This window comes from Roseobacter sp. FCG-D35 (genome assembly GCF_033436665.1).
Lineage (GTDB): Bacteria > Pseudomonadota > Alphaproteobacteria > Rhodobacterales > Rhodobacteraceae > JAWQFO01.
Genome location: NZ_JAWQFO010000007.1, coordinates 110,898 through 137,283 on the forward strand (window position 1 = coordinate 110,898; position 26,386 = coordinate 137,283).

At 65.3% G+C, this 26,386-nt stretch carries 29 protein-coding genes; 10 read left to right on the top strand and 19 right to left on the bottom strand.

Annotated elements, in window-relative coordinates; all coding sequences use genetic code 11:
• Window positions 1–27: 27 nt before the first annotated feature.
• On the bottom strand, window positions 28–396 hold the full coding sequence (locus R5H30_RS16240) for a DUF4260 domain-containing protein (protein ID WP_318329575.1): 369 nt from the start codon (window positions 394–396) through the stop codon (window positions 28–30).
• Window positions 397–584: 188 nt separating this feature from the next.
• On the opposite strand from R5H30_RS16240, the gene parE reads away from it, so the two are divergent.
• Window positions 585–2,543, top strand: a complete 1,959-nt coding sequence (gene parE, locus R5H30_RS16245) for a DNA topoisomerase IV subunit B (protein ID WP_318329576.1) — start codon at window positions 585–587, stop codon at window positions 2,541–2,543.
• Between the two features lie 12 nt (window positions 2,544–2,555).
• Window positions 2,556–3,188 carry a HEPN domain-containing protein gene (locus R5H30_RS16250; RefSeq protein WP_318329577.1) on the top strand — a complete coding sequence of 211 codons (633 nt, stop codon included), beginning with the start codon at window positions 2,556–2,558 and terminating at the stop codon, window positions 3,186–3,188.
• A 302-nt stretch (window positions 3,189–3,490) separates the two neighbouring features.
• Here the strand turns inward: R5H30_RS16250 and R5H30_RS16255 are convergent, their stop codons facing one another.
• On the bottom strand, window positions 3,491–3,883 hold the full coding sequence (locus R5H30_RS16255) for a c-type cytochrome (RefSeq protein ID WP_318329578.1): 393 nt from the start codon (window positions 3,881–3,883) through the stop codon (window positions 3,491–3,493).
• Window positions 3,884–4,003: 120 nt separating this feature from the next.
• Between R5H30_RS16255 and R5H30_RS16260 the strand changes: the two genes are divergently transcribed.
• Both R5H30_RS16260 and R5H30_RS16265 read left to right on the top strand, forming a co-directional pair.
• The gene (locus R5H30_RS16260) at window positions 4,004–4,417 is read left to right on the top strand and encodes a PaaI family thioesterase (RefSeq protein WP_318329579.1); all 414 of its coding nucleotides are present in this window, start codon (window positions 4,004–4,006) and stop codon (window positions 4,415–4,417) included.
• Window positions 4,414–5,100, top strand: coding sequence for an eCIS core domain-containing protein (locus R5H30_RS16265; RefSeq protein WP_318329580.1), 687 nt, complete (start codon window positions 4,414–4,416; stop codon window positions 5,098–5,100). Before R5H30_RS16260 ends, R5H30_RS16265 begins: the two co-directional genes overlap by 4 nt.
• 1 nt (window position 5,101) lies before the next feature.
• Here R5H30_RS16265 and R5H30_RS16270 read toward each other — a convergent pair whose 3' ends face one another.
• Window positions 5,102–5,572 carry a c-type cytochrome gene (locus R5H30_RS16270; RefSeq protein WP_318329581.1) on the bottom strand — a complete coding sequence of 157 codons (471 nt, stop codon included), beginning with the start codon at window positions 5,570–5,572 and terminating at the stop codon, window positions 5,102–5,104.
• Window positions 5,573–5,612: 40 nt separating this feature from the next.
• On the opposite strand from R5H30_RS16270, the gene R5H30_RS16275 reads away from it, so the two are divergent.
• Entirely contained in the window at window positions 5,613–6,047 is a 435-nt protein-coding gene (locus R5H30_RS16275; RefSeq protein WP_318329582.1) for a DMT family transporter, read from the top strand.
• 2 nt (window positions 6,048–6,049) lie between these two features.
• On the opposite strand, the gene R5H30_RS16280 is transcribed toward R5H30_RS16275, so the two are convergent.
• The 3 genes from R5H30_RS16280 to proS are packed head-to-tail and all read right to left on the bottom strand — an operon-like array spanning window position 6,050 to window position 9,381.
• Entirely contained in the window at window positions 6,050–6,733 is a 684-nt protein-coding gene (locus R5H30_RS16280) for an ABC transporter ATP-binding protein (RefSeq protein WP_318329583.1), read from the bottom strand.
• Window positions 6,726–8,009, bottom strand: a complete 1,284-nt coding sequence (locus R5H30_RS16285) for a lipoprotein-releasing ABC transporter permease subunit (protein ID WP_318329584.1) — start codon at window positions 8,007–8,009, stop codon at window positions 6,726–6,728. Before R5H30_RS16285 ends, R5H30_RS16280 begins: the two co-directional genes overlap by 8 nt.
• A gap of 22 nt (window positions 8,010–8,031) precedes the next feature.
• Window positions 8,032–9,381: a proline--tRNA ligase gene (gene proS / locus R5H30_RS16290; protein ID WP_318329586.1), complete on the bottom strand. Its 1,350-nt coding sequence runs from the start codon at window positions 9,379–9,381 to the stop codon at window positions 8,032–8,034.
• 195 nt (window positions 9,382–9,576) lie between these two features.
• Here proS and R5H30_RS16295 point away from each other — a divergent pair, with 195 nt between their 5' ends.
• The 4 genes from R5H30_RS16295 (at window position 9,577) to R5H30_RS16310 (ending at window position 15,222) form a co-directional block, all read left to right on the top strand.
• Window positions 9,577–10,671, top strand: a complete 1,095-nt coding sequence (locus R5H30_RS16295) for an AI-2E family transporter (protein ID WP_318329588.1) — start codon at window positions 9,577–9,579, stop codon at window positions 10,669–10,671.
• A gap of 1 nt (window position 10,672) precedes the next feature.
• A complete protein-coding gene (locus R5H30_RS16300; RefSeq protein ID WP_318329589.1) occupies window positions 10,673–11,356 on the top strand; it encodes a P-loop NTPase family protein in 684 nt (227 codons plus the stop codon).
• 7 nt (window positions 11,357–11,363) lie between these two features.
• Window positions 11,364–13,571 carry an RNA degradosome polyphosphate kinase gene (locus tag R5H30_RS16305; RefSeq protein WP_318329590.1) on the top strand — a complete coding sequence of 736 codons (2,208 nt, stop codon included), beginning with the start codon at window positions 11,364–11,366 and terminating at the stop codon, window positions 13,569–13,571.
• 85 nt (window positions 13,572–13,656) lie between these two features.
• Entirely contained in the window at window positions 13,657–15,222 is a 1,566-nt protein-coding gene (locus R5H30_RS16310; protein WP_318329591.1) for a Ppx/GppA family phosphatase, read from the top strand.
• Here the strand turns inward: R5H30_RS16310 and R5H30_RS16315 are convergent.
• The 7 genes from R5H30_RS16315 to R5H30_RS16345 form a co-directional block, all read right to left on the bottom strand.
• Window positions 15,219–15,590 (bottom strand): hypothetical protein, encoded by a 372-nt coding sequence (locus R5H30_RS16315; RefSeq protein ID WP_318329592.1) that lies wholly within the window; start codon window positions 15,588–15,590, stop codon window positions 15,219–15,221. The two genes, R5H30_RS16310 and R5H30_RS16315, sit on opposite strands and share 4 nt — an antisense overlap.
• Window positions 15,591–15,626: 36 nt before the next feature.
• Complete coding sequence (locus R5H30_RS16320) at window positions 15,627–16,634, bottom strand: endonuclease/exonuclease/phosphatase family protein (RefSeq protein ID WP_318329593.1); 1,008 nt, start codon at window positions 16,632–16,634, stop codon at window positions 15,627–15,629.
• Window positions 16,634–17,314: a TerB family tellurite resistance protein gene (locus R5H30_RS16325; protein ID WP_318329595.1), complete on the bottom strand. Its 681-nt coding sequence runs from the start codon at window positions 17,312–17,314 to the stop codon at window positions 16,634–16,636. The genes R5H30_RS16320 and R5H30_RS16325 overlap by 1 nt, the downstream gene beginning before the upstream one ends.
• Before the next feature lie 51 nt (window positions 17,315–17,365).
• Window positions 17,366–17,842, bottom strand: a complete 477-nt coding sequence (locus R5H30_RS16330) for a GNAT family N-acetyltransferase (RefSeq protein WP_318329596.1) — start codon at window positions 17,840–17,842, stop codon at window positions 17,366–17,368.
• A complete protein-coding gene (locus R5H30_RS16335) occupies window positions 17,839–18,453 on the bottom strand; it encodes a VOC family protein (RefSeq protein ID WP_318329598.1) in 615 nt (204 codons plus the stop codon). The genes R5H30_RS16330 and R5H30_RS16335 overlap by 4 nt, the downstream gene beginning before the upstream one ends.
• A 110-nt stretch (window positions 18,454–18,563) precedes the next feature.
• The gene (gene scpA, locus R5H30_RS16340; protein ID WP_318329599.1) at window positions 18,564–20,693 is read right to left on the bottom strand and encodes a methylmalonyl-CoA mutase; all 2,130 of its coding nucleotides are present in this window, start codon (window positions 20,691–20,693) and stop codon (window positions 18,564–18,566) included.
• Entirely contained in the window at window positions 20,656–21,600 is a 945-nt protein-coding gene (locus R5H30_RS16345) for a hypothetical protein (RefSeq protein ID WP_318329601.1), read from the bottom strand. The genes scpA and R5H30_RS16345 overlap by 38 nt, the downstream gene beginning before the upstream one ends.
• On the opposite strand from R5H30_RS16345, the gene R5H30_RS16350 reads away from it, so the two are divergent.
• Complete coding sequence (locus R5H30_RS16350) at window positions 21,599–22,222, top strand: DUF4174 domain-containing protein (protein WP_318329602.1); 624 nt, start codon at window positions 21,599–21,601, stop codon at window positions 22,220–22,222. The two genes, R5H30_RS16345 and R5H30_RS16350, sit on opposite strands and share 2 nt — an antisense overlap.
• Before the next feature lie 51 nt (window positions 22,223–22,273).
• Here R5H30_RS16350 and R5H30_RS16355 read toward each other — a convergent pair whose 3' ends face one another.
• From R5H30_RS16355 to R5H30_RS16380, 6 genes are all read right to left on the bottom strand, one after another.
• Complete coding sequence (locus R5H30_RS16355; protein ID WP_318329603.1) at window positions 22,274–24,274, bottom strand: acetyl-CoA carboxylase biotin carboxylase subunit; 2,001 nt, start codon at window positions 24,272–24,274, stop codon at window positions 22,274–22,276.
• A 124-nt stretch (window positions 24,275–24,398) separates the two neighbouring features.
• A complete protein-coding gene (locus R5H30_RS16360; protein ID WP_318329605.1) occupies window positions 24,399–24,602 on the bottom strand; it encodes a hypothetical protein in 204 nt (67 codons plus the stop codon).
• Window positions 24,603–24,930: 328 nt separating this feature from the next.
• Window positions 24,931–25,284, bottom strand: a complete 354-nt coding sequence (locus R5H30_RS16365) for a hypothetical protein (protein ID WP_318329607.1) — start codon at window positions 25,282–25,284, stop codon at window positions 24,931–24,933.
• A gap of 72 nt (window positions 25,285–25,356) precedes the next feature.
• Window positions 25,357–25,491 (bottom strand): hypothetical protein, encoded by a 135-nt coding sequence (locus tag R5H30_RS16370; protein ID WP_318329609.1) that lies wholly within the window; start codon window positions 25,489–25,491, stop codon window positions 25,357–25,359.
• A 214-nt stretch (window positions 25,492–25,705) separates the two neighbouring features.
• Window positions 25,706–26,074 (bottom strand): DUF6497 family protein, encoded by a 369-nt coding sequence (locus tag R5H30_RS16375; protein WP_318329610.1) that lies wholly within the window; start codon window positions 26,072–26,074, stop codon window positions 25,706–25,708.
• Window positions 26,075–26,097: 23 nt separating this feature from the next.
• Window positions 26,098–26,361, bottom strand: coding sequence for a DUF7218 family protein (locus R5H30_RS16380; RefSeq protein ID WP_318329611.1), 264 nt, complete (start codon window positions 26,359–26,361; stop codon window positions 26,098–26,100).
• Between the last annotated feature and the right edge of the window lie 25 nt (window positions 26,362–26,386).

Below are 26,386 nucleotides of genomic sequence, written 5' to 3' on the forward strand. Positions count from 1 at the left end.
GAAGGCGAAGCGAGCCGCGCTGTCCGGTCACCGGCCGAGGTGAGTGTCCTTGAACCCGCTGTCGTATTTCAGCCCGTAACCCAGCGCCCGGTCGGCCCCGATGTGGAAGACCCAGATCAATCCCAATGCCGGCGCCAGGTCGATCCCGACGAGGACACCGGCGACAGTCAGGCTGACGGGGACGACGTAAGTGTGACCGATGTTGTAAAGCACCGCCCCCATACGCGGGCCGCGCAGGTAGCCCAGCATGAAGAGGTCCGGCGCGAGCACTAGCAGTCCGAACAGCAGCCAGCCCGCGCCGGTCTGCGTGTAGGCCCAGAGCGCCAGCGCGGCGACCACCAGCCCTTCGAGGCGCAGGATCGCCGTGACCCGTCCGCGCGTGCCCGTCTGCGTCATGTCCCACCCTCCGCGTCGCGCGTCCACAGTCTGCAAACGCCTTCAAGCCTCGCGGCCAAAGCAGTCTGCACCTGACGATCGTTGCGCAAGTCGCCCGGGTTATCCACCGTCAATCGCCCGGCGTGGACTTTCCCCGTCTGCCCCGCTCTGACATACTCGGCGCCAAACCAACAAGAACGAGCAGCGGCATGAACGATCTTCTCACCCCGCACAGCGATCCCGGCGACTACGACGCTTCTTCCATCGAGGTGCTCGAAGGGCTCGAACCGGTCCGAAAGCGCCCCGGCATGTACATCGGCGGCACGGACGAGCGCGCGCTGCATCACCTCGTAGCCGAGATCCTCGACAACTCGATGGACGAGGCTGTTGCGGGCCATGCTTCGCGCATCGAGGTCGAGCTGCACGAGGACCATGCCGTCACCATCCGCGATAACGGGCGCGGCATGCCCTTCGATCCGCACCCGAAGTTCCCCGGCAAGTCCGCGCTCGAGGTCATTCTTTGTACCCTGCATGCCGGCGGCAAGTTCTCGGGCAAGGCCTACGAAACCTCTGGCGGTCTGCACGGCGTGGGCGCCTCGGTGGTCAACGCGCTGTCGGATTCGATGGTCGTGCAGGTGGCGCGCGACCGGAAACTGGTCGAGCAACGCTTCTCTCGCGGCAAGCCGCTGGGACCGGTGCAGGAGATCGGGGCCGCCCCGAACCGGCGCGGCACAACCACGACCTTTCACGCCGACGAGGAAATCTTCGGACATCACCGCTTCAAGCCCGCGCGGCTGTTCAAGATGGTGCGTTCCAAGGCCTACCTTTTCTCCGGCGTCGAAATCCGCTGGAAATCCGCCATCTCAGACGGCGAGACCCCGCAGGAGGCGACCTTCCACTTCCCCGGCGGTCTTGCCGACTACCTCAAGGAGACGATGGGCGCGGCCACGACCTACGCCGAGCAGCCCTTCGCCGGGCTCGTGGATTTCCGCGAAAAGTTCGGGGTTCCGGGCAAGGTCGAATGGGCGATCAACTGGACGCCCTCGCGCGACGGGTTCATCCAGTCCTACTGCAACACCGTGCCGACACCCGAGGGCGGGACCCATGAAAGCGGATTCTGGGCCGCGATCCTCAAGGGCATCCGCGCCTACGGCGAGCTGTCGAACAACCGCAAGGCCAAGGACATCACCCGCGAGGATTTGTTGACCGGCGGCTGCGCGCTGGTCTCGTGTTTCATCCGCGAGCCGGAATTCGTCGGCCAGACCAAGGACCGGCTCGCCACCAACGAGGCCAGCCGGCTGGTCGAGAACGCGGTGCGCGACCATTTCGACCACTGGCTCACCTCCGATACCAAGTCGGCGGGCGCGATCCTCGACTTTCTCGTGCTGCGCGCCGAAGAGCGCATGCGCCGCAGGCAGGAAAAGGAGACCGCGCGCAAGTCGGCCACCAAGAAGCTGCGCCTGCCCGGCAAGCTGACCGACTGCACCGCGAAGAACCGCGAGGGCACCGAGTTGTTCATCGTCGAGGGCGACAGCGCGGGCGGCTCCGGCAAGGGGGCGCGCAACCGCGAAACCCAGGCGCTGCTGCCGCTCAAGGGCAAGATCCTGAACGTGCTGGGGGCGGCCTCGTCGAAGCTCGGTTCGAACCAGGAGATCTCGGACCTCTGCGAGGCGCTCGGTGTCGGCATGGGCACGAAGTTCAACCTCGACGACCTGCGCTACGACAAGATCATCATCATGACCGACGCCGACGTCGACGGCGCGCATATCGCCTCGCTGCTGATGACCTTCTTCTTCACCCAGATGCGCCCGCTGATCGACCACGGCCACCTCTACCTCGCCTGCCCGCCGCTCTTCCGCCTGACGCAGGGCGCGAAGCGCGTCTACTGCCTCGACGAGGCGGAAAAGGACGCCTGGCTCGAGAAAGGGCTCGGCGGCAAGGGCAAGATCGACGTCTCGCGTTTCAAGGGCCTCGGGGAGATGGATGCCAAGGACCTCAAGGAGACCACGATGGACCCGGCCACGCGCAAGCTGATCCGGGTGAGCATCGACGAGGACGAACCCGGAGAGACCGGCGACCTGGTGGAACGCCTGATGGGCAAGAAGCCGGAATTGCGGTTCCAGTACATCCAGGAGAACGCGCGGTTCGTGGAGGAGCTGGATGTTTGAGGAGATTTTAAAGTGGGTAGTGTCGTAAAACCATTTACCGTTTTCGAAAAAACCACACAAAGGGCGATTGACTTAATCAATTATCATAAATCTGGCACAAATCTTACAGAGGGTGACGACCTAGTTCGCGGTGCGGTAGTGATTTCGGTTGCCGGATTCGATCGGCACTTTACGGCAAAATTTTGCGATGTTCTGGTTCCACATTTGAAAGAGGGAAAAGCTCCTTCCTCCGAAATTTGTAAGCTTTTGAATGACGCCGGGCTGGATACACGATTTGCTCTAGAATTGGCCGTTTCCCGACGCCCCTTTCGAAAGATCAGAACTATCGTTCAAAACTCTCTGTCACGACATACAACTCACAGGTCAGACGCAATTGACAGTCTATTTCTGCATTTTGGACTGAAAAATCTCAGCAAATCCGCCGAAGCCAAGGCAAATAGGAAAAGTCTGGTCAAAAGAATAATGAAGCTCGTGGACATTCGAAACGAAATTGCACATGAAGCGCACGTAGACGTAAGCGGGAATGCTAAATCTATTGACGCAGAAGACACCTTGAAAAGAATAAATGACATCCTTTTGTTTGTGACGAACTGTGATCAGATTATCGACAACCGATTCGGCATTAAGCAACCAGTATCGGCTTAAATTTCAGACCGGTTGCCGCGAATTTTTGTATTCGTTGTAAGGTTACTGGCGCTGCGAGTTTCACAAGTCGCTTCCCGTCCGCCGTCAACGCCTCGCAGCACTCGCCTCGCCTCAAGGGCACGCATTTCACGCCCACACTCGGACAAAAAAATTCACACGGGGGTCTAGGCAAGACGACGTCCTTCCGACGCTCCAAGTTGACGCAACGACGGCGTTGGATGATAGAGTCGGCGGATAGAGCATATTGGTAAATTGACACGTTAGCGGCTGAAACGTTCTGGTAGGTCGTATAGCGACCTCCCTCACTCCTGCAACCCCGCCAGATAGGCCACGAGGTCCGCCACAGGCCGGCTGGTCATGATCGGCTGGCCGGTTTCGGCCTTCAGGGCCACATCCTCGCCTTCGAAAAATTCGCCGTAGACCGGCATCGGCGAGCCGTGGCTGACCAGCGGGTCGCGGCCGTCGATGCGCATGACGACGCGGATCATCGGAAAGACGCCGGCGTTGCGCGCCTGCAGCGTGGTCAGGTCAGGCGGCTGCAGCAACAAGGCCGAGGCCATAGGCCCGCTGCCGCGTGCCTCGGCACCGTGGCATGTCGCGCAGTGTCGCTCGAAGAGGTCCGCCCCTCGGGCGGCGTCCTGCGCCTGGACCGCTCCGCCAAGGCACAGTGCAACACCGAAAATCATCGCCTTCATCACCGGTCTCCCATTGCTCGGGCGGAACTTCGCACATTGCCGGGCGGCCTGCTCTGACCTCGATCAAATCCGCACGCCCGGGCCTTTTCTTTTCCGCGCAAACCGGGTGAGACTGCGGTCATGACCGAGACGCTCACCCCCGAGACCGCGCAGGCTTTTCTCGAGGCGAATTTCGCCCCGTGGATCCGCGCGCTCGAGTTGCGGATTGCGCAGATCGACGCCGAGCGCACGGTGCTGGAGATGCCCATCACCGACGAGATCAACCGCACGGGCGGCATCGTCTCGGGGCAGGCGCTGGCAGCACTTGCCGACACGGCGATGGTGTTTGGCTGCTGCGGTCATCTGGGCGAGATGCACCCCGTCGGCACCGTCACGCTCGACACGCAGTTCCTGCGCCCGGCCTCGGGCGCGGCGCTGCGGGCCGAGGCCGAGGTGACGCGGGCCGGACGCTCGATGATCTTCGCCCGCTGTGCCATCCGCGAAGAACCCTCCGGCAAGACCGTGGCGCCGGCCACGGCGACCTTCGCGCGATGAGGCGCTGGGTCGCGGCCCTGCTGGTCTTGTCGCTGACCGCCGCCTGCGGCCGGCCCCTGACGGAGGGCGAGCGCGCCTTCGCCCAAACCGTGCAGGGTAATGAGATCGACCTCGACCGCGTGCGCCTGCACGATGGCGCGCCGACCCGAGCCGTGACCTTCAAGTTCAAGGCCCGCCCCCGTACCACCTGCCGCGAACGCATCCTGCCGCCACCGCAAGGTGACACCATCACCTCGAAACCGGCGGCGGTGGCGCTGTTCAACACGGTGCTCTTCGACCGCGATTGGTATCTCGACGATTACCTGCCCGCCTATCCAGGCCAGATCGGGCTGATCGAGGCCATGCTGCTTGCCCATGAGCTGACGCATGTCTGGCAGTGGCAGAACCGCGCCAAGACCGGTTATTCTCCGCTGCGCGCGGCCTTCGAGCATCAGTACACTGACGATCCCTACCTCTTCGAGCTGACCACGGGCCGCAAGTTCGGCGACTTCGGCTTCGAGCAGCAGGGCAACATCGTCGAGGAATTCGTCTGCTGCCGCGCGCTCGATCCCACCGCGCCGCGCACCAAGCGGCTGCACGCGATGATTTCCGAGGCGATGCCGGTGGCGCCGCTGCCGCACTCGCGCCCGGACGACGTGCGGATGCCGTGGAGCGGCGTGAAGGTCGAGGGCATCTGCAGTTAGGCTACTGCTGGATCGACTCGAGATAGGCCAGCACCGCGGCCAGCGGGCGCGGCGTCGGCGTCATGGTGCCGTCGACCTCGACCGGCACAAGCTCGGCATCCGTCATCAGCGCGCCGAACTCCGGCATCACCCGGCCCGGGTTGGTGCCCTTGGAATAGCCGTCGATGGTCGACATCACCTCGGCGCGCGGGAAGGTGCCGCCGTTGCGTGCCGCGATGGTGGTCAGATCCGGCGGGCGCCTGGGCAACTCGTCGGCGAGCGGCCCGTCGCCGGTTCCGGTGATGCCGTGGCAGGCCGTGCAGTTCTCGGCGAAGAGCATCGCGCCGGCATCGGGGCCGGGCATGGTTTCACGGTTGCAGGCGGTCGTCGCCAGCAGCACGCAACCGGCGGCCAATACGTTGATCTTCATGGATGTTGTCCCCTTCTGCCCGATCATCCCGCCGCCCTTGCCGTTGCCCGGCTTCACGGCCATGATCCGATCATACCGGCTTGGCGGCGCAAGGACAGACCGAATGGCACAATACGCGATCATCATGTTCCTTGCCGGGGTCGGCATCCCGCTGCTCGCCGCGCTCAACGCCGCGCTGGGGACGCGCATCGGCTCGCCCGCAGCGGCAGCGACGGTGCTTTTCGTCGTGGCCTTCGCGGCCTCGCTTGCGGTGGCGCTGTGGACCGGCCCGCAGGCCTTCGCGCGGATGGCGGGCGCGCCAAAGCACCTCTATACCGCCGGGCTGCTGGTCGCCTTCTACGTGCTGTCGATCACCTTCATCGCGCCGCATTTCGGGGTCGGCAACGCAGTCTTCTTCGTGCTGATCGGCCAGCTCTTCAGCGCCGCGGCAATCGACCACTACGGGCTGTTCGGGGCGCGGGTCTCGCCGCTGGAGTTCAAGCGGGCGCTGGGGATCGGGATCATGGCGCTTGGGGTCTGGGTGACGCAGCGCGCCTGATCTCAGACCGAAACGAGATGGCCCGCGTCGAGCCGCACCTGCCGGTCCATGCGCGCGGCAAGTTCGAGGTTGTGGGTGGCGATCAGCGCCGAAAGGCCGGTATTGCGCACCAACGCCATCAGCGCGTCGAACACCTGGTCCGACGTCGCGGGATCGAGATTGCCTGTGGGCTCGTCTGCCAAAAGCAGCTTCGGCGCGTTCGCCAGCGCCCGGCAGAAGGCGACGCGCTGCTGTTCGCCGCCCGACATCGCCGCCGGACGGTGCCCGGCGCGCCCGGCGATGCCGACTTGGCTCAGCAGGTCGCGGGCGCGGGTCTCGGCGTCCTTGCGCGCCGTGCCGTTCGCAAGCTGCGGCAGGACGATGTTCTCCAAGGCCGAAAACTCGGGCAGCAAATGATGGAACTGGTAGATGAAGCCGACGTCCGCCCGGCGCACCCCGGTGCGGCGTCCGTCGCCAAGCCCGCTCATATCCGCGCCGCCGATCTCGACCCGGCCGCGGTCGGGCTGGTCGAGCAGCCCCGCGATGTGCAGCAGCGTCGACTTGCCCGCACCCGACGGCGCGACAAGCGCCACCACCTCGCCGCGCCCGATCGCAAGATCGACACCGCGCAGCACGGCGACCTCGGCGGGCGTGCCGGGATTGTAGGACTTCTCGACGTCGGCAAGGCGCAGCACCGCGTTACTCATAGCGCAGCGCCTCGACCGGGTTCATGAGCGCCGCGCGGCGGGCCGGGAAGATGGTGACGATGAACGACAGACCCAGCGACAGGCCGACCGCCTTCAGCACGTCCTCGAGATGCAGCTGGGCCGGCAGCGCGTAGATGCCGCGGATCGCCGGGTCCCAGACCCCGCCGCCCATCATCACGTTCACGAAGGAGAAGATCGGGTCGATGTAGATCGCGAAGAGGCATCCGAGGATTACCCCGATGACGGTTCCGACGATCCCGGTGAACGCGCCGCAGAGGAAGAAGACCCGAAGGACCGATCCTTCGGTCAGGCCGATGGTGCGCAGGATGCCGATGTCGCGGCCCTTGTTCTTGACCAGCATGATCAGGCCCGAGACGATGTTCATGGTCGCGATCAGCACGAGGATCGACAGGATGATGAACATCACGTTGTCCTCGACCTCGAGCGCGCGCAGGAACCCGCCAGAGGCATCGCGCCAGGTCCAGACCTGCACCGCGCCCCCGGCCTCTTGCAGGTAGGGCACGAGGCTTTCGACCTCTTCAGGGTCCTCGACCAGAACCTCCAACTCGTCCGCGACGCCCTCGCGGTTGAAGAAGGACTGCGCCTCGGCGAAGGGCAGATAGACCCGGGTGCGGTCGATGTCGTAGCGACCGGCGGTGAAGATGTAGACCACGTCATAGGCATTGACGCGCGGGGCGGTACCCATCGCGGTCCGCACGCCGTTGGGCGAGACGATCTTGATCCGGTCGCCGACTTGCGCGTTGAGCGCTTGGGCCACGCCCGATCCGATGGCGATGCCCTGAGGGAAGTCCGCCAGATCTCCGGAAAAGGCTTCGGGACTTGCGATGCGCGGAATGTTGGCCAGGTCCTCGGCCGCGATCCCGTAGACCTCGACCCCGGTATTGGCGCCCCGGTAGTTCGACAGCACCTGCCCTTTCACCAGCGGCGCGACCTGCGCGACGCCCGGCACGGCGGATATGCGTTGGGCGAGGTCCTCGTAATCCTTGATCGTCCGGTCGACCGTGCCCGCCTGGGTGATCTCGCCCAGCCCGTAGACGGTGACATGGGCATTGGCCCCGAGGATGGTGTCGACAAACTCGGCCCGGAAACCCGAGCGCACGGCAAGCGTCGCGATCAGGGCGAAAACCGCCAGCGCGATCCCGATGAGGCTGATCCAGGTCATCACGCTGACGCCACCCTCGGCGCGACGCGCCCTGAGGTAGCGCCAGGCGATCATCCATTCGAACGGGGAAAAGGGGGCCGGGCTGCGCGCCACGCGGGTCACCTGTCGCCTGCGATCAGAGGCGCGCGCGATGCGGCGCGTAGATCTCGACCAGCCGCGCCACGGCGGCCTCCGGCGACATCTCCTCGCTTTCGCTGCTGCGTCGGCTGGTCAGTTCCACGACGCCGTTCTTGAGCCCGCGCGGCCCGACGGTGATGCGCCACGGCAGGCCGATCAGGTCCATCGTCGCGAACTTCCCGCCCGCACGTTCGTCGCGGTCGTCATAGAGCGGCTCGAGCCCGTTTTCGGTCAGCGCGGCATAGATGCGCTCGCAGGCGGCATCGGCCTCGCCGTCGCCCTGCTTGAGGTTGACGATCCCGGCATGGAACGGCGTGACGCCCTCGGGCCAGATGATGCCCTTGTCGTCGTGGCTCGCCTCGATGATGGCACCGACGAGGCGGCTGACCCCGATGCCGTGCGAGCCCATGTGCACCGGCACGGGCTTGCCGTCGGGGCCTTGTACGGTCGCTCCCATCGGTTCGGAATACTTGGTGCCGAAATAGAAGATCTGCCCCACCTCAATGCCACGCGCCTTGCGGCGACGCTCTTCGGGGACCTTTTCGAAGACCGCTTCGTCATGGGTCTCGTCGGTGCGGGCATAGCGCGAGGTGAACTCTTCCAGAACTGCGCGGCAGGCGTCGTGGCTGTCATGGTCGATCTCGCGCTCGCCGAACTTCAGCTCGGTGATCTCGCTGTCGTAGAAGACCTCGGACTCGCCCGTTTCGGCCAACACGAGGAACTCGTGAGTGTCGTCGCCGCCGATGGGGCCGCTGTCGGCGCGCATCGGGATCGCCTGCAGGCCCATGCGCTCGTAGGTGCGCAGGTAGCTTACGAGGTGACGATTGTAGGCGTGCAGCGCGTCTTCTTTGGTCAGATCGAAGTTGTAGCCGTCCTTCATCAGAAACTCGCGCCCCCGCATGACGCCGAAGCGCGGGCGCATCTCGTCGCGGAACTTCCACTGGATGTGATACAGCGTCAGCGGCAGGTCCTTGTAGCTGCCGACATGGCTGCGGAAGATGTCGGTGATCATCTCCTCGTTGGTGGGCCCGTAGAGCATGTCGCGGTCTTGCCGGTCGCGGATGCGCAACATCTCGGGGCCGTAGGCGTTGTAGCGACCGCTTTCCTGCCAGAGATCCGCCGGCTGCAGCGTAGGCATCAGCAGTGGGATATGTCCCACGCGCTGCTGTTCCTCGTGCACGATGCGTTCGACGTTGCGCAGCACGCGGTAGCCCAACGGCAGCCAGGAATATATTCCGGCCGAGGCCTGCTTGATCATCCCCGCGCGCAGCATCAGCCGATGGCTGACGATCTGGGCCTCGGCCGGGGTCTCGCGCAGCACGGGCAGGAAATAGCGGGTCAGGCGCATCGTGTACCTCTTCAACGTTCGCCGCCACTGACTATGCCAAACGCCGCGCCCCCGCAATCTCGATTGCCGGGGTGCCCAAAGCAGACGGAGCAGGCCGCTTGCACGCACGGTCGGCCCGCGTCGCGCCGGAGGATGCCCCTTGAAACCGAACCGTCTATGGGCGATTTCACTAGGACGGGAAGAAAAGGAAGTCTCATGGCGCTGCCGATGCGCGTCCAACTGAAGTACTGGGGCGTCGCGGCGCTCGTGTTCGGGCTCCTGCTGTGGTCGCTCGGAAATGTCCTGCTGCCCTTTGTCCTCGGCGGCGCGATCGCCTATTTCCTCGACCCGCTCGCGGACCGGCTGGAACGGCTCGGGCTCAGCCGGATCGCGGCGACCGCCGTGATCACCATCAGCGGGATTCTGATCTTCATCGTCATGGCGCTGCTCGTCGTGCCGACGCTGGTCAACCAGACGATCTCGCTTGTCGACGCCGCGCCGCAATACGCACGCGAGTTCACGGCCATCATGACCGAGCGATTCCCTTCGATTCTCGAGGAAGGCTCGACCCTGCGCACCTCGATCAACACGGTCGGCGAAACGATCAAGGCGCGTGGCGGCGAGTTCCTGGATACCGCCGTGGCCTCGGCGGCCTCGCTGCTCAACGTCGTGGTGCTGCTTGTCGTCGTGCCGGTGGTCTCGGTCTACCTGCTGCTCGACTGGGACCGGATGGTCGCCCGCGTCGACGAGCTTCTGCCGCGCGAACATGCCCCCACCATCCGCCACCTTGCCGCCGAGATCGACCAGACGCTGGCGTCGTTCATTCGCGGCATGGGGACCGTCTGCCTGATCCTCGGAACCTACTACGCCGTCGCGCTGATGGCCGTGGGTCTGCAATTCGGGCTGGTGGTCGGTTTCGTGGCCGGGCTGGTCACCTTCATTCCCTACCTCGGCGCGCTCATCGGAGGCATGCTGGCCATCGGCCTTGCGCTGTTCCAGTTCTGGGGTGACTGGCTTGCGATCGGTCTCGTCGCGGGGATCTTCGTTCTGGGACAGGTGGTCGAGGGCAACATCCTCACCCCCAAGCTCGTGGGCGACTCGGTCGGGCTGCACCCGGTCTGGCTGATCTTCGCCCTGTCGGTCTTCGGCGCGCTCTTCGGCTTCGTCGGCATGCTTGTCGCCGTGCCCGTCGCCGCCGCGCTCGGCGTCATCGCCCGCTTCGTCATCGGTCTCTACAAGGACAGCCAGCTCTATCGCGGCGGTCCGGCCCATGACGCCGCGGAGCCCTACGACATCTCGCACGGCGACTGACATGGCCCGCCAGCTCGGTTTCGACCTGCCCGGTGTTCCGGCGCTCGGGCGCGACGATTTCCTTGTCGCGCCGTCGAATTCCGTGGCGATGGCGATGATCGACGCCTGGCCGGACTGGGCCGGCGGCAAGCTGATCCTGACCGGCCCGGAAGGCGCCGGCAAGACCCACCTCGCACACGTCTGGGCGGCTCGGTCCGGCGCCCGGATCGTTGCCGCCACCGATCTTGCCGGAGGCGACGTCGCAGCGCTTGCCCGCGCCCCGGTCGCCGTCGAAGACGTGCCCGGGATCGCGTCCGACGACGTGGCGCAGACGGCGCTGTTCCACCTTCACAACCTCGCACTGGCCGAGGGGCACTCGCTGCTGCTGACAGGCGCCGATCCGGTTCCGGCCTGGGGCCTGACGCTGCCCGATCTCGCAAGCAGGTTGTCTGCAACGCCGGTCGCGGCGCTGGAAGCGCCCGACGACGCCCTACTGGCCGCGGTTCTGGCCAAGCTTTTCTCCGACCGGCAACTGACACCGCCGGCCACGTTGATCCCCTACCTCATCGCGCGCATGGACCGATCCTTCGCCGCAGCGGGCGACCTCGTGGCCGCTCTCGATGCGGCCTCGTTGGCAAGCAAGCGCCCACTCTCCCGTGCGCTTGCTGCGCGCGTTCTGGACAATCCCGCGGAGGACACGCGATAACGAAGGCATGACCAAGCCTCTTCGCGTTCCGGACCAAACTGCATTCGCTTCGGATTTCCTCGCCGCCGACTTCCCCCCGGCGACGAAGATGGCCGAAGCCGACACCGCCGGCCCACGCCGCTTTTTCAACCGTGAACTCAGCTGGCTTGGTTTCAACTGGCGCGTTGTCGAAGAAGCCGAGAACCCGCGCGTGCCTCTGCTCGAACGGTTGCGCTTCCTGTCGATCTCGGCGGCGAACCTCGACGAGTTCTACACCGTCCGGGTCGCCGGCCTGCGCGAACTGGCCCATGCCGGCAACACGACGCCCGCCGCGGACGGGCTCACCCCGTTGGAACAGCTGGTCCTGATCGACGAAAACGCGCGCCGGTTGATGAACACGCAGCAGCGTATCCTGGTCGAGCTGCTCGACGAGATGGAGCAGCAGAACATCTCGGTCCTGTCGCCGGAAGACCTGAGCGATGACGACCGCGCGTTCCTGTCGGACGTGTTCCTCGAACAGGTGTTTCCGGTTCTGTCGCCGCTCGCCATCGACCCGGCGCATCCCTTCCCGTTCATTCCCAACACCGGCTACGCGCTGGCCCTGCAGATGGAACGCACCTCGGACAAGCGCCCGCTGCAGGCGCTGCTGCCGATTCCGGCGCAGATCCCGCGTTTCGTCGCCTTGCCCGCCGAGAATGGCGCCGCGCGGTTCCTCGCGCTCGAGAACCTGCTGATCCTCAACGTTCCCGGCCTGTTTCCCGGCTACCGCCTGAAATCGCATTTCGGTTTCCGCGTGCTGCGCGACAGTGATCTCGAGGTCGAGGAAGAAGCCGAGGATCTCGTGCGCGAGTTCGAGGTGGCGCTGAAGCGCCGCCGCCGCGGCGAGGTCGTGCGCCTGACCCATTCCGCAGGCGCGTCCGGCCCGCTCAAGGAAGTCATCATGCGCGAACTTGGCGTGGCGCTCGACGAGGTCATCGAGATCGACGGCATGATCGGGGTCGCGGACCTGTCCGAGCTGGTGCTCGAACAGCGGCCCGACCTGCTCTGGCCGCAGTTCACGCCGCGGATTCCGGAACGGGTCTCGGACCACGAGGGCAACATGTTCGCGGCGATCCGCAGCAAGGACATGCTGTTGCACCATCCTTACGAGACCTTCGACATGGTGGTGCGCTTCCTGCAACAGGCCGCACGCGACCCGAACGTCGTGGCGATCAAGCAGACCCTCTATCGCACCTCGCGCGACAGCCCGATCGTCGAGGCGCTCTGCGAGGCCGCCGAAGAGGGCAAGTCGGTCACTGCGCTGGTCGAACTCAAGGCGCGTTTCGACGAAGCCGCCAACATCCGCCAGTCCCGCCGGCTGGAGCGCGCCGGGGCGCACGTCGTCTACGGCTTTCTCGATCTCAAGACCCACGCCAAGATCTCGACCGTGGTCCGGCGCGAAGGCAGCCAGCTTGTCACCTACACCCATTACGGCACCGGCAACTATCACCCGATCACCGCGCGCATCTACACCGACCTGTCGCTCTTCACCTGCGACAAGCGCCTCGGGCGGGATGCCACGAAGGTCTTCAACTTCCTGTCGGGTTATGCCCAGCCCGACAGTCTCGACAACCTCGCGATCTCGCCCACGACGCTGAAACCGCGCCTGCTCGAACTGATCGCTGCCGAGGCCGAGCACGCGCGCAACGGCAAGCCGGCGGCGATCTGGGCCAAGATGAACTCGATCATCGACGAAGAGGTCATCGACGCGCTCTATGCCGCCAGCCAGGCAGGCGTGAAGATCAGCCTCGTCGTGCGCGGTATCTGCGGCCTGCGCCCGGGCGTGAAAGGGCTGAGCGACAACATCCGCGTCAAGTCCATCGTGGGGCGGTTCCTCGAACACAGCCGGATCGTCTGTTTCGGCAACGGTCACGACCTGCCGCACAAGAAGGCGCGCGTGTTCATCTCGTCCGCGGACTGGATGGGACGCAACCTGAACCGGCGCGTTGAGACGCTGGTCGAAATCGAGAACCCGACCGTCAAGGCGCAGATCGTCAGCCAGATCATGGCGGCGAACCTCGCTGACGTTGCGCAAAGCTGGGTGATGGGCGCCGACGGCACCTTCACGCGGCCGCCGATCCCCGATGGCGCCTTCGCGTTCAACTGTCACCGCTTCTTCATGGAAAACCCGTCGCTGTCCGGCCGTGGCTCCGCCGGTGCCTCGGACGTGCCCCACTTGACCCACACCGAGGACTGAAGCGCGCTGCCTGTCGCGGGCAGTTGACCGCTTGATGCGATTGCAACAGGGTGAGCGCGGCCAGAGCAGAGCGAGGAGCCTTTGGATGCAGATCGTCGATCCGTCGCAGGCAGAATCGGTGGACTTGTCGCATCCGGATGCGAATTTCTTTGGGAAACCCCTGTTCGAGGATCCGTCCGCGCGCGCGCTGTCGCGCGTTGGTGTCGTCGACGTCGGGTCGAACTCGGTGCGCCTCGTGGTCTTCGACGGCGCCGCGCGCTCTCCGGCCTATTTCTACAACGAGAAGATCATGTGCGCCCTTGGCTCGGGCCTGTCCGAGACCGGACGGCTCAACCCGGCGGGCCGGACCCGCGCGCTCAACGCGTTGCGCCGGTTTCAGCGCCTCGCGCAGGGCATGGATCTTCCCGGCCTGTCGGTGGTCGCCACGGCAGCGGTCCGCGATGCCGACGACGGGCCGGCCTTCTGCGAGGAGGTGCGCCGGGAAACCGGGCTGAAGCTGTGGGTGATCGACGGCCGAGAAGAGGCGCGGCTCTCGGCGCAGGGCGTTTTGCTGGGCTGGCCGGGATCCTACGGTCTTGTCTGCGACATCGGCGGCTCGTCGATGGAACTCGCCGAGATCAGCCAGGGCCGCGTCGGCCGGCGCGTGACCTCGCCGCTGGGCCCGCTGAAACTGCAGGACGTCAAGGGCGGCAAGAAAGGGCGCACCGCGCATATCAAGGAGGTCATGAACGGGTTGCAGGACGAGATGGGCGCCCAGCGTGACCGGCTTTTCCTCGTCGGCGGCTCCTGGCGCGCCATCGCCCGGATCGACATGCACCGCCGCGGCTACCCGCTGCATGTCCTGCACGAGTACCGGATGAGTGCGCGCTCGGTCGCGGCGACGGTCAAGTACATCGCCGAGGCGGACCTTGAAGACCTGCGCAGCGCCTGCCGGATCTCCTCGGCCCGGATGAGCCTCGTTCCACTGGCCACCGAGGTGCTGAGCCGGCTGGTCAAGACCTTCAAGCCCAAGGATATCGCGATCTCCAGCTACGGCATCCGCGAGGGCATGCTGTACGAGCAGATGCCGCAACGCTTGCGCGACCGCGACCCGCTGATCGAATCCTGTCGCTTCGCCGAGGCCAAGGACGCCCGCATGCCCGGTTTCGGCAAGCAGCTCTACGGGTTCATCCACCCGATCTTCAAGTCCGCGCCGCTGGCCAAGAAGCGCCTCGTCAAGGCGGCCTGCCTGCTGCATGACGTCAGCTGGCGCGCGCATCCGGATTATCGTGCGGAGACCTGTTTCGACAACGCCACGCGGGCCAACCTCGGTGGTCTCAAGCACTCCGAGCGCGTCTATCTCGGACTGGCGCTGCTGCACCGATACACCAACAAGCGTGAAGGCACGCGGTTCGAGGATCTGCTCGGCCTGCTCGACGAGAAGGAGCAGAAGGAGGCCGAGGTCCTCGGCAAGGCGATGCGGTTCGGCGCGATGCTCTGGATGACGCAAGGCGCGCAGCGCGGCACCATGCGCTGGTTCCCGAAGAAAAAGCTGCTGGAACTGCGCCTGACCCCGGACATGGTTCCGCTGTATGGCGAGGTTGCCGAGGCACGGTTCATGTCGCTGGCCGGCTCGCTCGGCGCCGAGGTCGACGTGAAGGCCGCGCGCTAAAGCTCGATCGAAGGTTTCTCCAGCGGGTCCTCGACCGGATCGTCGTCCGGCGCCGCTTCGGGTCGGTTTTCCGGGTCCAAAGGTGTCTTGCGGCGGATGATGATGTCACCGTTCGGCAGCATCTCGGGCTTTTCGTACTCGGCCCAGTTCTCGACCCGAGTCATCAGCTCCTGCAGCGCCGGACCCATCTCTTCGGCAAACTGCCGCATGCCTTCCAGCGCCGGTCCCATCTCGTCGATCAGGCCCTCGAGAAAGAGATCCGCGCCGCGTTCCATCAGCGACGGCCCCTCTTCCGGGTCAGCATCCTGAGCAATGGCCGCCGCGCCGACGCCGGTCGCAAGAACAATGGAGAGGATCACGGTACGCATGGGTCGAATATAAGCCCTTCGTCGGGAAATTCGAGATCAGATCTCGATATCGAGCGTGACCGGGAAGTGGTCCGAGGCGGTCAGCAGGGCATCGCGCAGATCGGCGTCTTCCCAGCAATCCGGATCGTCGAACGGGTGCCAGATTCGCCACCGCGGCCCGTGCGTGAGAAAATCCTGGCTGACCATCACGTAATCGAGAAGTGCCTGAAGGTAGCGCTGCTCCGGCTCGACCCAGAACCGTGCCGAGGTCGGCGCGGCCCCGATGCGCCGGCTCAGCGCCAGACGGGCATGCGGGTCGAACAGATGCGGCTCGTTCTCGCCGCCCATGACGATCTCGACCGAGGAGCGCCCGAAAAGGTTCTCGTACTCGTCGAGCCCCGGGCCGTCGTTGAGATCGCCCAGCACGATCAGCGGCGTCCCTGCCTCGAGGTGCCGCTCGATGCGCGCCCGCAGCCAGACCGCCTGCGCCAGCTGCTTGCGACGGTTGGCGATGGCAAGCTGCATCACCTGGTCGGGATTGCGCGCGCCGTGCGGCGCCTTGGATTTCAGATGCGCGCCGATCACGTTGAAGGCAAAGCCGCCGGAGGTTTCTACCGACAGTTCCAGCGGCGGCTTGGAAAACACCACCTCGTCTTCGGTCGCATCGATGTCGAGGTCGATACGGAAGACACCGTCGAAACGTGGCAGGTCGACGTGACCGGGTTCGGGAGCATGGCGCGGCAACAGCCGGTCGGGATCGAACAGGAACGCGATTTCCTGCTGGGTGTCGTTGGTGAAACCGGTCACGCATTCGCGCGCCCGCAGGTCGAAAGTCGCGGCAAAGTTCTCCAGCGCCATCCCGGTGCTGCGGTTGTGCAGCGCATCCGGAGCCTCGACCACAAGGACACCGTCCGCATCCAGCGCGCGGAACACGCGCCCCAGCGCGGCGGTCTGCGCGCGGCGGGTCACCTCGTGACGCCCGGACCAGCCGTCATCGTCGAAAAGCCGCCCGTTCCGGTCGAACAGTGCGTTGAACCACTCGACGTTGTAGGTGGCGATGCGCATCAGGCTGCTTTGCCGGAGATCGCCTCCCAGGCGATGTTGATGTCGGCCATCCGTTTCTGCGCTAGCCGCAATGCCTCTTCCGGCACGCCGCGGGCCATCATTGCGTCGGGATGGTTCTCGCGCACCAGCTTGCGCCAGGCCTTGCGGATCTCTGTCAAAGGCGCGTCCGGATCGACGCCCAGGACCGCATAGGGATCCTTGGGCGCGTCGGGTGCAAAGCGCATCCGCATCCGGCTGAACTCGCGCGGCGGCACCGCGAAGATCTCGGCGACGCGTTCAAGAAACGCGTCCTCGTTGGGATGATAGAACCCGTCCGCCGCCGCGATGTGAAACAGCCCCTCCAGCAGGTCATGCAGGGTCTGCGGCTGGCCGTCGAACATCGCTCCGATCCGTCCGGCGTAGGTCTCGAACCCCGCAACGTCCTGCCGGGCGAGGTTGAAGACCCGCGCCGCCTGCTCTTCGGCCTCGTCGGGGATATGGAACACCTGCCGGAAGGCGCGCACCTCGTCGCGGGTGACCTGCCCGTCGGCCTTGGCCATCTTCGCGCCCAGCGCAATCACGGCAATCGTGAAGGCAATGGACCGTTCGGGCGGCGTGCGCAGCTTGTCGAACACCGTCGACAGGCTTTCGCCCGTTGCGAGCGCCGCGAGAGCGTCGGAGATGCGGGACCAGATCGACATGGCGCGATCATACCCGCTGCACCGCAGCGTGTCAGGCGGCGAATGGTTGCATCAGAGGATTTTCTGCATCAGCACGAGATCGAGCCATTGGCCATGCTTGTACCCGACTTCGGGCAGGCGCCCCGTTTCGGCATATCCCATGCTGGCGTGAAACGCCTGAGCCGGGGCGTTCTGGCCGCTGATCGCAGCGACCATGACGTGATGGCCAGCCTGCCGCGCTGCCCCTTCGGCCTTGTTCAACAGCGCGCGTCCGATGCCTCTGCCTTGCGCCGCCTCGCTCAGCATGATCGACAGTTCCACGCTGTGGGCATAGCCGGGGCCCGGGCGGAAACGGCCGAAGGTGACGAAGCCTGCAAACCGGGCTTCGGCCTCGGCCACGAAAAACCCGTCCTTGCGCTCGGCGATCAGCGCGGCGATGCCGCGCTCGGTCTTCTCGATTGTCGTGAAGGTGGACAGCGTGTCGCGGATCATCACGTTCCAAAGGTCGCAGATGTCGCGGGCGTCGCTTGACCGGGCGGGCCGGATCACGCCTCAAGCTCCCGCGGACCGCGCGGCGTCTCGAAGGCCGCGTGCAGACCTGCGGAACCGGTCTCGTATGCCACCCGGTCATCGCCGAGCGCAGGCGCGACAAGGGCTTTCAGCTTCTCGGCCTCAGGATGGCGGACCGTCAGCCGTGTCAGGCGGATGCCGCTTGGCACGAGGCGTTTGGCGGGATGCACCGGCGTCTGCCATTCGATCAGCGCCGGGGCGCAGTTGTCGAACGGCAGGATGCCGTCGTCCGGCACCGCCATGCGCCAGCGCAACGTGTCGCGCTGCAGGTCGACGGGCCTCCCGAAGCCCAGCGGCAGGCGCCGCAACTCGGTGTCGAGATCCTCGCAGCGGCAGATCCAGTTGGTCAGCCGCGGCGGCCCCGAAAAGCGGTCGAGATCGAACCAGCGCGGGCGGTCCGGTTGCGGCGCCTCCGGGTTGATCGCGATGGCCTCCAGATAGAGCCCGTCCGCGAGCCCCAGAACCCGGTTGTGGGTGTGAAAGACGTCATGCGCGCCGCCCGTCTGCAGGCGTACGCCGAGCGCGTCCTCGACCCAGGCGGCCGCTTCTTCCAGATCTGTTCCGGAAATGGCAATATGGTCGAATTGCACGGCAGTTTCCTTCGCTCACAAGGGGTGACGCGCACCGGACGTGCCGCGAGAATGCCCCCGCTTCGGGGCGGTTACCAGAGCCGATCTGGCCTGCGGGACAAGCAGCGGCCTCAGCGACGCGCGGCGCGGATCAGGTCGAGGATGTCCTGCGCGGCATTGGGGATGTTGGTGCCCGGACCGAAGATCGCCTTGACGCCGGCATCCCGGAGATACTGGTAGTCCTGCTGCGGGATCACCCCGCCGCAGATAACCAGCACATCCTCGGCCCCGGCGTCTTTGAGCGCCTTGACGAGCTGTGGCGCCAGCGTCTTGTGACCCGCCGCCTGGCTCGAGATCCCGACCACATGCACATCGTTGTCAACCGCATCCTGTGCCGCTTCCGCAGGCGTTTGGAACAGCGGACCGACGTCGACGTCAAAGCCGATGTCGGCAAAGGCGGTGGCAATCACCTTGGCGCCGCGGTCATGACCGTCCTGGCCCATCTTCACCACCAGCATCCGCGGACGCCGGCCCTCTTCCTCGGCGAAGTCCTCAACCGACTTCTGGATCGCCGCGAACCCCTCGTCGCCCTCGTAGGCCGCGCCATAGACGCCCGACAGCGTCTTGACCTCGGCGCGATGCCGCCCGAACGCCTTTTCCATCGCCATGCTGATCTCTCCCACCGTTGCGCGCGCCCGCGCCGCCTCGACCGCGGCGTCGAGCAGGTTGCCGCCCTCGGCCGCCCGGCGACCGAGCTCGTCGAGCGCCGCCGTGCAGGCCGCGTCGTCGCGCTCGGCGCGCACCCGCTCAAGCCGCGCGATCTGGCTCTTGCGTACGGCGGCGTTGTCGATGTCGAGGATGTCGATCGCATCCTCCTTGTCGCGGCGGTACTTGTTGACGCCCACGATCACTTCCGTCCCGCGGTCGATGTTGGCCTGCCGCTGCGCCGCGGCCTCCTCGATCCGGAGCTTGGGCATGCCGGACGCCACCGCCTTGGTCATGCCGCCCATCTCCTCGACCTCCTCGATCAGCGCCCAGGCCTTGTCGGCCAGTTCCGCCGTCAGCGCCTCGACGTAGTAGGAGCCCGCCAGCGGATCGACGACCCGCGTCACGCCGGTTTCCTCCTGCAGGATCAGCTGCGTGTTGCGCGCGATGCGGCTGGAGAAGGCCGTGGGCAGCGCGATCGCCTCGTCAAGCGCGTTGGTGTGCAGCGACTGGGTGCCGCCCAGAACCGCGCTCATCGCCTCGTAGGCGGTTCGGATCACGTTGTTGTAGGGGTCCTGTTCCTGCAGGGAGACGCCCGATGTCTGGCAATGCGTGCGCAACATCGACGACTTGGGGTTCTTCGGCTCGAACTCGGACATGATCCGGCTCCAGAGCAGGCGCGCGGCGCGCAGCTTGGCGGCTTCCATGAAGAAGTTCATGCCGATGGCAAAGAAAAACGACAACCGCCCGGCGAACCGGTCCACGTCCATGCCGCGCGCGATGGCGGCGCGCACGTACTCGCGCCCGTCGGCCAGGGTGAAGGCGAGTTCCTGCACCAGGTTCGCCCCGGCCTCCTGCATGTGGTAGCCGGAGATCGAGATCGAGTTGAACCGCGGCATGTTTTCGGAGGTGTACTCGATGATGTCCGCCACGATCCGCATCGAGGGTTCGGGCGGATAGACATAGGTGTTGCGGACCATGAACTCCTTGAGAATGTCGTTCTGGATGGTGCCCGACAGCACCGACCGGTCATGTCCCTGCTCTTCGCCCGCGACGATGAAATTCGCCAGAATCGGAATCACCGCCCCGTTCATCGTCATCGAGACCGAGACCTGGTCGAGCGGGATTCCGTCGAAAAGGATCTTCATGTCCTCGACCGAATCGATTGCGACGCCCGCCTTGCCGACGTCGCCCTCGACGCGTTCGTGATCGCTGTCATAGCCGCGATGGGTGGCGAGATCGAAGGCGACCGAGACGCCCTGCTGACCGTTGGCCAGCGCCTGCCGGTAAAAGGCATTGCTTTCCTCGGCGGTGGAGAACCCGGCGTATTGCCGGATCGTCCAGGGTCGGCCGGTATACATCGTCGCGCGCACGCCGCGGGTGAACGGCGCCTCGCCCGGCACGGAACCGAGGTGGTCCAACCCCTCGATGTCGCCTTCGTCGTACATCGGCTGCACCGCGATGCCTTCGAGCGTGTGCCAGGTCAGCGACTCGAGCGGTTTGCCGCGCAGCTCCGCCTCAGCCAGATCGCGCCAAGTATCCTTTTTCGGGCTCATCATCCTGTCCTTTCACATCCGCGCGCGGCGGCGTGTCTGTCCCTGCGTCCGACCGCGCAAGATCCTCCGTCAATACCGCGAGGCCCTCGGCCCCGGACCGCAGCCAGGACATATCTTCTGCGTAGCGCCGTCTCAGGTCCGACCTCAGTGAAGCCGGCACTGTCACCCGGCCATCGCCGGCCTCGACAAGCCCCGCGTCCCTCAAGGCCGAACCGCCAGAGACCTCGCCCAGCTCGGCCGCTGTCGGTGCGCGATTCAGCCAGATGTCCGAGCCTTCGCCCGGCATGTCCAAACCCGTCGCGTGTTGCAGCAGCGCCTGCGGCCGACCGGCCACGCGCTCGAAGGGCATCACGAGGATCCGCACGCCCGGCGCCGCGCATGCCAGATCGGTCACGACATCGCGCCAGCCGCGCCGACGGGCCGCGATTTGGCGCAACCGGAATGCACTCGGCGGCGCCATGCCCTGCATCACGACCCGGCCCGCGGCCGATGCCCAGTAAAGCTCGAGGCTTCTGACGCACAGCAGGATCGTCGACAGCCTGCCGTCGAAAGCCCGTGCCAGCCGCGCCATGCGCTCGCCCGCGGCGGGATAGAGCGACCGGGCGCGGAAATTGCTGCGCAGCGAACCGAGCATCGCCGCATCGCTGATCACCAGCGTGCGGATGCCACGACGCTCCGCCTCCGCCAGATGCAGCCTGATCCGCCCCTCGGCCCTGCGCCGGGGATCGCGGCACAGCCCCCTCCAGCCCGGCTTCTGGTCCAGTCGGGCAAACAGCCCGGCCCGCCGCCGTTCGGGGCCCCAGAAACCGACTCCCATCTCCGCCAGCGCGCCTGCATTGGTGCGCATGTAGTCCTGTAAGGTCGCGGTGCCCGTGCGATGCGCCCCGACGTGAAGGATGACTTTCATGGCCCGCCCCGCCCGGCAAAGTATGGCCGCCCCGATCGGCCGTTTCGTCCGGGGATCGGGGCATCATCTCACGCGATCCATTGCCGCGGCGCTAAAGATAAAATTGCACGTGAGCGGCATCGCATATCGCGGGCCAGAGGCTATATTGAAAGCGACAGGAGACCCGATGACCGCTTTACGACCGCTTGTTCTCGCTTGCATTTTGGCAGTTCCGCTCGGGGCGCACGCCACCGATGCGACGGTCACGGACGAAATGTTCGTCACCTCCGACCAGGTCGATTTGAACCAATTCAAATGGAAGAAGCGGCCGCTGGTCGTCTTCGCCGACACAGCCGACGATCCGGCCTTCGCCGAGCAGATGGAGTTGCTGCGCGCCCTGCCGGAAGAACTTGAACGCCGCGACGTCGTGGTGATCACCGACACCGATCCCGACGCGCGTTCGGACCTGCGGCTCAAGCTGCGCCCGCGCGGCTTCATGCTGGTCATTGTCGGCAAGGACGGCGGTGTGAAACTGCGCAAGCCGTTTCCCTGGCACGTGCGCGAAATCAGCCGCAGCATCGACAAGCAGCCCGAGCGCAAGCGCGAGATCCGCGAGATGAAGGAACGCGCCCGGGGACGGTAGGCCGGGCGCGCCATGGTCATCCGCGATATCCGGCCGACAGCGGTCACGGGATCATTCGAACTCCATGATGATGTCATCCACCGCGAGGCTGTCACCAGGCCCCGCATTGATCTTCGCGACCACGCCCTTGCGCTCGGCGCGCAGGATGTTTTCCATCTTCATCGCCTCGATGGTGCAGAGCGCCTGGCCTTCCTGCACCTCGTCGCCCTCGGCCACGTCGAGATTGACGACAAGCCCCGGCATCGGGCACAGCAGCATCTTGGACGTGTCGGCCGCCACCTTTTCGGGCATGAGCCGCGCAAGTTCCGCCTGGCGCGGCCGGCGCACGTGGACGCGGAGGTCGGCCCCGCGCGTGCGGATGCGGAAACCCCCGCTGATCTTGCCTACCTTCAGGATCAGCGGTTCGTCGTCGACGGTCATCGTCGCCAGCTGCATGCCGGGCACCCAGTCGCCGCTCACGCGCAGGCTGTCACCACCGTCGAAATGCACGGTAGCGCCTTCGGGATCGGCGGCGATGCGCAGGTCGTGGGATTGCCCCTGAAGCGTCACGTTCCAGTGGTTGCCGACGCGCCGTTCGTGGTTGTCCATCCGGCCCGAGACCCGCGTGCGCCGGATTTCGGCGACCCGGTGCATGGCGGCACAGGCGGCAGCGATACGGGCCAGTTCCGCGTCCGGCAGTTCGACGCCATCGAAGCCGTCGGGCCACTCCTCGGCGATGAAGGCCGTGGTCATGTCGCCCGACACAAATTTCGGATGGTCCATGACGGCCGAGAGGAACGGCAGGTTGTGTCCGATGCCATCGACCTCGAAGCTGTCGAGCGCCACCCGCATCGCCTCGATTGCATCGCTGCGCGTCGGCGCCCAGGTGCAGAGCTTTGCGATCATCGGATCGTAATACATCGAGATCTCGCCGCCTTCGTAGACGCCGGTGTCGTTGCGCACGACCCGCTCGGACGTCGCCTCTTCTTCGGGCGGACGGTAACGGATCAGGCGCCCGATCGAGGGCAGGAACCCGCGATAGGGATCTTCGGCGTAGAGCCGGTTCTCGATGGCCCAGCCGTTGAGCTTCACGTCCTCCTGCGCGATCGACAGCTTCTCGCCATTGGCGATCCGGATCATCTGTTCAACCAGATCGACGCCGGTGATCAGCTCGGTCACCGGATGCTCGACCTGCAATCGCGTATTCATCTCGAGAAAGTAGAAGTTCTTGTCGCCGTCGACGATGAACTCGACGGTGCCGGCCGAGGTGTAGCCCACCGCCTGCGCCAGCGCCACGGCCTGCTCGCCCATCGCCTTGCGGGTCTCGGGGTCGAGAAACGGGCTCGGCGCCTCTTCGACGACCTTTTGGTTGCGCCGCTGGATCGAGCATTCGCGTTCGCCGAGGTAGATGCCGTTGCCGTGGCTGTCGCACAGCACCTGGATCTCAATGTGGCGCGGCTGGGTGACGAACTTCTCGATGAAGATCCGGTCGTCGCCGAATGAACTTGCCGCCTCGTTTTTCGACGACTGGAAGCCCTCGCGCGCTTCCGCATCGTTCCAGGCGATGCGCATGCCTTTTCCGCCGCCACCTGCGCTGGCCTTGATCATGACCGGATAGCCGATCTCGGTCGAGATCTTCACCGCCTCGTCGGCATCCTCGATCAGGCCCATGTACCCCGGCACGGTCGAGACGCCGGCCTCCTGCGCGATCTTCTTCGACGTGATCTTGTCGCCCATCGCCTCGATCGCGCCTTTCGGCGGGCCGATGAAGGCCACGCCGGCAGTGTCCAGCGCCTCAGCGAATTTCGGGTTCTCGGACAGGAACCCGTAGCCCGGATGCACCGCCTCGGCGCCGCTGGCCTTGATCGCCTCCATCACCTTGTCGATGACGATGTAGGACTGGTTGGCAGGCGGCGGCCCGATGTGAACCGCCTCATCCGCCATCTGGACGTGCAGCGCCTTCTTGTCGGCGTCCGAGTAGATCGCCACCGTGGCAATCCCCATCCGCTGCGCCGTCTTGATGACGCGGCAGGCGATCTCGCCACGGTTCGCGATCAGGATCTTTTTGAACATCGGGCGGTCCTTTGTGGCGTATCAGTTCGCAGGGAAGAGCGTGCGCGCATGCACGCAAAAAGGCCGCGCAAAACGGGTTTGCGCGGCCTTAGCGACGCCGAAGCGCCAAAATGTCAGACGAGTGTCAGCAGCGTCCGGGGTTGAGTTGGCAGAACGCGACGTTGCCACCAGCGCCGATTGCGGCCCCTTCGACCAGGTCGCCGCCGGTTGCGGCCGCGACGCCTGCGCCCACTGCGCCTCCGCCCAGAGCCTGTTCACCGATGGTGTCGCCGCAGGCGGCGAGACCGGCACAGGCTGCGATGGAAAGAACGAATGTCCTGAGTGACATGACTGATTACCTCGTCTTTTGTTTGGTTCAAAACCGTGCCCTTCAACGCGCAGCGGCCCGAAACGGTTCCCGTTTCTGTTGATTGCACGTTCCGGCCAGCAATTTCCGTCGCCGCCGGCCAAGAAAAAGGCGGACAGCCAAGCTTTTAATGTGCCGGGCCGCCCGCCAAGGGAAGGGGTACGAAAATGGAGCGCAGATGCGATTCGGGGATAGACGACCGCACCCACGAATCGAAGAATACTCGCTCGAGTTGAATCTCCAAACGGTTTTTGCGAACCGAAGCCGGAATGGGCGCTCTGCCGCCGTTCGGCTCGGAACCCGGGCGAAATCATGCCGAACCTCCAAAAACGGCCGGGAAGGATGCGCGGGCTGCGTCCTCATCGATCACCAGAAGCGACTCGTAACTGGTCGCATCGAACGGATCGGTCGCAGCCACGACCTCGCGTCCGAAAAGCCACGAGAGTCGCCCCGCGTCGAGATTGCCGCGCTCGAACGGCTCGGTCCCGAATTGCTGCCAAAGCGCCGCCATGAAGGCTTCGTCGGCGTGCCGGTCCACGGCCTTGCGATCGGCGAAACGTCTGCGCTCGACGAGGGGCGTTGCACCCCGCGGGTTGGCACGTCTGACTGTGAATTGAAAATCTGTCCCCGAAAGGCGGCTCGGGAAGCCCCGGTGCTTCAGCATGGCCCACCTCGCAGGGTGGCTGCGGCCCGGGGGAGTGGGGCAGGCGTTGCCGCCCGCCCCGGTATCAGGGTCTCAGAGCTTGCCGGTGTAGGTCGGCTCGACCGTGACCGGTTCCGGCACGATGACCACTTCCTCTTCCTGCTGTGCGCAGGCTGCGGCAAAAGTGACAAAGCCGAAAGCGGCCAGCAATACCATCTTCTTGGACATCCAAGTCTCCTGTTAGTTCTTGGTCGGGACGCATCCGCGAGAAACATTCTCCCGGCGCAATTCCCGGTTGCGTAGTGTTGGGTATTCCCCAACAGAATCATAGGGCAAGTCACTGGCGAATGATACTTGGGCACCACTATTGCTTTGGGCTGTGACGGCAATGTCGCACAATTCCGGGCAACTTTCCGCCGCTCCACAATATTTTGTAGAGACATCAATAGGCCTCCCAGATGCAGTCGCCCGTATCGATGCGGAAGGCGTCGATGTATTGCGTCGCGTCGGGGTCGGACTGGCCGAATGCGACCGGCCTGTCCTGCAGCGTGACGATGACAAGATTGCCCGCAAGGTCGAATTCCTCGATGTATGGAAGGGCCAGCCGCGAGCAGAGATACTCAAGGTCGTCCTCGACATCGCCGAAGGCCAGACCACCGGTGTCGGCTGCGATTTCGGGGGCGAGAAACCGGAATCGGAGCCAGGTCTCCTCGCCCACGGTCTCCACGAGAACCTCGGAAAGTTCGACATCCTGTCCGGAGGGCACGTCCATCGCGTGCAGCGGACCGCAGCTGACGCCCGCGACTATCACAAGTGTCGCGGCCGCGCGCCGGATCAGTGGTTGCGCAAGGCCTCGATCAGCGCGTCCTTGTCCATCTCCGAGCGCCCGTCGATGTCGAGTTCCTGGGCGCGTTCGTAAAGCGCATCCCGCGTCCACTCCTCGTAGGGCGGCTGCTTGCCGCCCTTTTTCGATGGCTCCATCGACGGGTTCGCCTTGGCGTTCGCGATTCGCGCCGCCTTTTCCTTCGAGGCGCCCTGCTTGCGAAGCTCCTCGTAGGTCTCGTCGTCCTTGATGCTCTTGCCGTGATCTTTCGTCATGACGCACTCCTTGCGGAGCCAATGC

Coding starts and splice junctions, on each gene's coding strand:
- R5H30_RS16300 (WP_318329589.1), top strand. CDS start 10,673: ATGGCCCGCCAGCTCGGTTTCGACCTGCCCGGTGTTCCGGCGCTCGGG.
- R5H30_RS16325 (WP_318329595.1), bottom strand. CDS start 17,314: ATGTCGATCTGGTCCCGCATCTCCGACGCTCTCGCGGCGCTCGCAACG.
- R5H30_RS16365 (WP_318329607.1), bottom strand. CDS start 25,284: ATGCTGAAGCACCGGGGCTTCCCGAGCCGCCTTTCGGGGACAGATTTT.
- R5H30_RS16315 (WP_318329592.1), bottom strand. CDS start 15,590: ATGCGTACCGTGATCCTCTCCATTGTTCTTGCGACCGGCGTCGGCGCG.
- proS (WP_318329586.1), bottom strand. CDS start 9,381: ATGCGCCTGACCCGCTATTTCCTGCCCGTGCTGCGCGAGACCCCGGCC.
- R5H30_RS16265 (WP_318329580.1), top strand. CDS start 4,414: ATGAGGCGCTGGGTCGCGGCCCTGCTGGTCTTGTCGCTGACCGCCGCC.
- R5H30_RS16240 (WP_318329575.1), bottom strand. CDS start 396: ATGACGCAGACGGGCACGCGCGGACGGGTCACGGCGATCCTGCGCCTC.
- R5H30_RS16260 (WP_318329579.1), top strand. CDS start 4,004: ATGACCGAGACGCTCACCCCCGAGACCGCGCAGGCTTTTCTCGAGGCG.
- R5H30_RS16280 (WP_318329583.1), bottom strand. CDS start 6,733: ATGAGTAACGCGGTGCTGCGCCTTGCCGACGTCGAGAAGTCCTACAAT.
- R5H30_RS16305 (WP_318329590.1), top strand. CDS start 11,364: ATGACCAAGCCTCTTCGCGTTCCGGACCAAACTGCATTCGCTTCGGAT.
- R5H30_RS16320 (WP_318329593.1), bottom strand. CDS start 16,634: ATGCGCATCGCCACCTACAACGTCGAGTGGTTCAACGCACTGTTCGAC.
- R5H30_RS16270 (WP_318329581.1), bottom strand. CDS start 5,572: ATGGCCGTGAAGCCGGGCAACGGCAAGGGCGGCGGGATGATCGGGCAG.
- scpA (WP_318329599.1), bottom strand. CDS start 20,693: ATGAGCCCGAAAAAGGATACTTGGCGCGATCTGGCTGAGGCGGAGCTG.
- parE (WP_318329576.1), top strand. CDS start 585: ATGAACGATCTTCTCACCCCGCACAGCGATCCCGGCGACTACGACGCT.
- R5H30_RS16310 (WP_318329591.1), top strand. CDS start 13,657: ATGCAGATCGTCGATCCGTCGCAGGCAGAATCGGTGGACTTGTCGCAT.
- R5H30_RS16350 (WP_318329602.1), top strand. CDS start 21,599: ATGGCCCGCCCCGCCCGGCAAAGTATGGCCGCCCCGATCGGCCGTTTC.
- R5H30_RS16370 (WP_318329609.1), bottom strand. CDS start 25,491: ATGTCCAAGAAGATGGTATTGCTGGCCGCTTTCGGCTTTGTCACTTTT.
- R5H30_RS16275 (WP_318329582.1), top strand. CDS start 5,613: ATGGCACAATACGCGATCATCATGTTCCTTGCCGGGGTCGGCATCCCG.
- R5H30_RS16355 (WP_318329603.1), bottom strand. CDS start 24,274: ATGTTCAAAAAGATCCTGATCGCGAACCGTGGCGAGATCGCCTGCCGC.
- R5H30_RS16295 (WP_318329588.1), top strand. CDS start 9,577: ATGGCGCTGCCGATGCGCGTCCAACTGAAGTACTGGGGCGTCGCGGCG.
- R5H30_RS16345 (WP_318329601.1), bottom strand. CDS start 21,600: ATGAAAGTCATCCTTCACGTCGGGGCGCATCGCACGGGCACCGCGACC.
- R5H30_RS16380 (WP_318329611.1), bottom strand. CDS start 26,361: ATGACGAAAGATCACGGCAAGAGCATCAAGGACGACGAGACCTACGAG.
- R5H30_RS16360 (WP_318329605.1), bottom strand. CDS start 24,602: ATGTCACTCAGGACATTCGTTCTTTCCATCGCAGCCTGTGCCGGTCTC.
- R5H30_RS16255 (WP_318329578.1), bottom strand. CDS start 3,883: ATGAAGGCGATGATTTTCGGTGTTGCACTGTGCCTTGGCGGAGCGGTC.